The organism is Anaerotruncus sp. AF02-27 (assembly GCF_003465835.1).
Lineage (GTDB): Bacteria > Bacillota > Clostridia > Oscillospirales > Ruminococcaceae > Anaerotruncus > Anaerotruncus rubiinfantis.
In genome coordinates this window covers 1-3,317 of record NZ_QSBX01000058.1, presented here as the reverse complement: position 1 = coordinate 3,317, position 3,317 = coordinate 1, and the positions used below count along the sequence as shown (strand labels likewise).

Here is a 3,317-nt window from a genome sequence, read left to right as displayed (position 1 = left end):
ATTGGCGGACGCTCTCATGCCCTGTCCGGCGCAACACACAGCGGCGAAGATCACGATGGGAAAGGACTGCACTATAAAAAGCAGGACTGCCCGGATGTTCACTTGAACTGGGAAAAGGTTGCCAAGCGCATTACCTCTCTTGTCCGGAAAGGCCGCTATCTTACCGAACAGGAACAAGCGCAGTATGACAAGATCCAGGCTGAAAAGGATCTGGCAGAAGAAGATGCCATTCATGCCCAGCAGCCGGAGATAGAGGAAGAAACGCCAAAGCCTACCCTTCGGGAGCAGTTTGAGCAGTATAAGCCTGTGGTGACTGCCGCCATATCTGAGGATGTGGCATATCGAAATGCCTGCGGTCATTCCGACCGTGAAAATGCTGTCATCGAGGGCAATGCCGCTGTGCGCCGTGCGGTTCTTGGCTCTAAGGATATGGAGCTGATCCGCCTTTATTCTGATGTGCCGGAGTTCCGCCAGCGCCTGCACCGGGAAGTGATCGACGAAACCTATCCAAAGCTCCATGAGCTTCTGCGCCCTCTTTCTCAGGAAGATATTGATACTGCCCTTTGTGCATGGAACGGCAATATCGAGAGTAAACACGCTGTCGTCCGTTATATGAAAGACCATGCAAGAGAGAAGGATACCGCTGCATGGCTGGCTCAGGAATACGGTGGCAGCAACAGCCCGTTCGTTGTCCGTGCCGGAAGCCCGGAGGAAACACAGCTGCCCTGGCCGAAGGTACAGCGCAGGCTTGCCCAGCTGATTCAGGAGGACCGGTTCTATACCGAAGAAGAACAGGATCGTTTTGACAATATCGACCCTATCGCCATCCGGGAAGCCCTGGAGGAAAGAGGGATCGTCAACGGACAGGTGGCAGACCCGGAAAAACTGGACAATGACCCGTTTATCCAACAGGTGATGTCGGATGCCGAGCAGATCGCAGCTGCCGAGACAGAACAGACTTCCGAGGTTTCCATTTCCGATGAGGAATATGATGCAGTTCGCCGCCCGACTCCGCAAAGAACCTCCTATGATCCTGCCGCCCCGGTTTATGCCGTGGGCGATACCGTGTATATCGAGGATGACGCCTATCAGATCACCGAGCTACGGGATGACACCGTGCAGCTTCTGCCTACCGGCATGGTATATCCCATCTACCGGGCAGAGCGCAAAGAACAGTTCGAGCAGCTGCTTCGGGCAGACCGGCGCAATGCTTACTATACCGAGTTTCTTCCTATTGCCCCGGACAAGGCAGATCAGGACTTGCGGGATGTATTGGCTCATGGACTGATGGATGAAGCGGATAAAAAGCAGATTTCCACGCTGCTGCAATCCGGCAGGAGCAACAGCGAGATCGCCTACTGGCTGAGCAGAGCCTATTCCGGTGAGATCGAGACACTGAATCTGGAGAACGGCGATATTGCCGATTACCGTACCACGGTACAGGGCATAGAACTGGAAGTCCTGGACGCAGAGGAAAAGCGTCTGGCTATGCTGTATTTCCGCTGGGATGAGGTTGCACCTTTGCTGCGCGGGATGTATGCCCGTCAGCAGGACGGTTTTGGACAGGAACAGCCCCAACCGGCTGCCGAATCCCCGACCTTCCATTCCGAGACCGTGGCCGTCTATCCGGGCGATAAGAACAAGCTGCCTTATGATGTGGTGGTGGAACGGCTGCATATCGAGGAGCCGGAGCCACCAGCGCCTGTGACAGAGCCGGAGAAAACTTTTGAGGAAGTGCTGGACGAACACCCGGTTTCCATTCAGGTCAATGGCCAGTGGCAGACCTTCCCCAATGCCAAAGCTGCCGAGGAAGCCTCCTATGAGGAATACAAGGCTAACCTGCGCCGCAATGCAAAAAACTTCCGCATTACCGATGAGCATTTGGGCGAAGGCGGTCCGAAAGCCAAGTTCCAGGCAAATGTCAATGCGATTCGTTTGCTGAAAGAGCTGGAAGCTGCCGGACAGCAGGCAAGCCCCGAACAGCAGGAGGTTCTTTCTCGATATGTGGGCTGGGGCGGTCTCTCTGATGCGTTTGACCCGGAAAAACCGGCATGGGCTTTAGAGTATGCCCAGCTGAAAGAGCTGCTGACCCCGGAGGAATATGCCGCCGCCAGAAGCTCTACCCTCAATGCCCATTACACCAGCCCTACGGTTATCCAGGCAATCTATGAAGCGGTGGGGCGCATGGGCTTTGAAACCGGAAATATTTTGGAGCCATCTATGGGTGTGGGCAACTTCTTCGGTATGCTGCCGGAGGAAATGAGAAACAGCCGTCTATACGGTGTGGAGCTGGACCCGATTTCCGGGCGCATCGCAAAGCAACTCTATCCCAAGGCGGACATCACAGTAGGCGGCTTTGAGACCACTGACAGGCGTGACTTCTTTGACCTTGCCATCGGCAATGTGCCTTTTGGTCAGTATCAGGTCAATGACAAAGCCTACAACAAGCTGAATTTCAACATTCATAATTACTTTTTCGCCAAAGCACTGGATCAGGTGCGTCCCGGCGGTGTGGTAGCTTTTGTGACCTCCCGCTATACCATGGACGCCAAGGATTCCACCGTGCGCCGCTATCTTGCCCAGCGTGCCGAGCTGCTGGGAGCGATCCGTCTGCCTAATGACGCGTTCAAAAAGAATGCCGGTGCCGAGGTGGTATCGGACATCATCTTTCTCCAAAAGCGTGACCGTCCGCTGGACATCGTGCCGGAATGGACTCAGACCGGACAAACGGAGGATGGGTTTGCCATCAACCGGTATTTTATCGACCACCCGGAAATGGTGCTGGGCAGACAGGAGCCGGTAAGCACTGCTCATGGTATGGATTACACCGTGAACCCTATCGAGGGACTGGAGCTTTCCGACCAGCTGCATGATGCTGTGAAGTACATTCATGGCACTTATCAGGAGGCAGAGCTGCCGGAGCTGGGCGAAGGCGAAGCCATTGACACCTCCATTCCTGCCGACCCAAATGTGAAGAACTATTCCTATGCCATTGTAGACGGGCAGGTGTACTATCGGGAAAACAGCCGCATGGTGCGCCCTGACCTCAACGCCACCGCCGAAGCCCGCGTGAAAGGTCTTGTGGGACTGCGTGATTGTGTGCAGGAACTGATCGACCTTCAGATGGATGCAGCGGTTCCAGACAGCACCATTACCCAAAAACAGGCGGAACTGAACCGGCTCTATGATAGCTTTTCTGCCAGATACGGTCTCATCAACGACCGTGCAAATCGGCTGGCCTATGCAGATGATTCTTCTTATTACCTGCTCTGTGCGCTGGAAGTTATCGACGAGGACGGAAAGCTGGAGCGCAAGGC

1 pseudogene is annotated in these 3,317 nt (G+C 54.8%); it reads left to right on the top strand.

The features are described 5' to 3' along the window. Nucleotides 1–3,317, top strand: a pseudogene (locus DWV16_RS18660) (helicase SNF2); the annotation flags it as partial.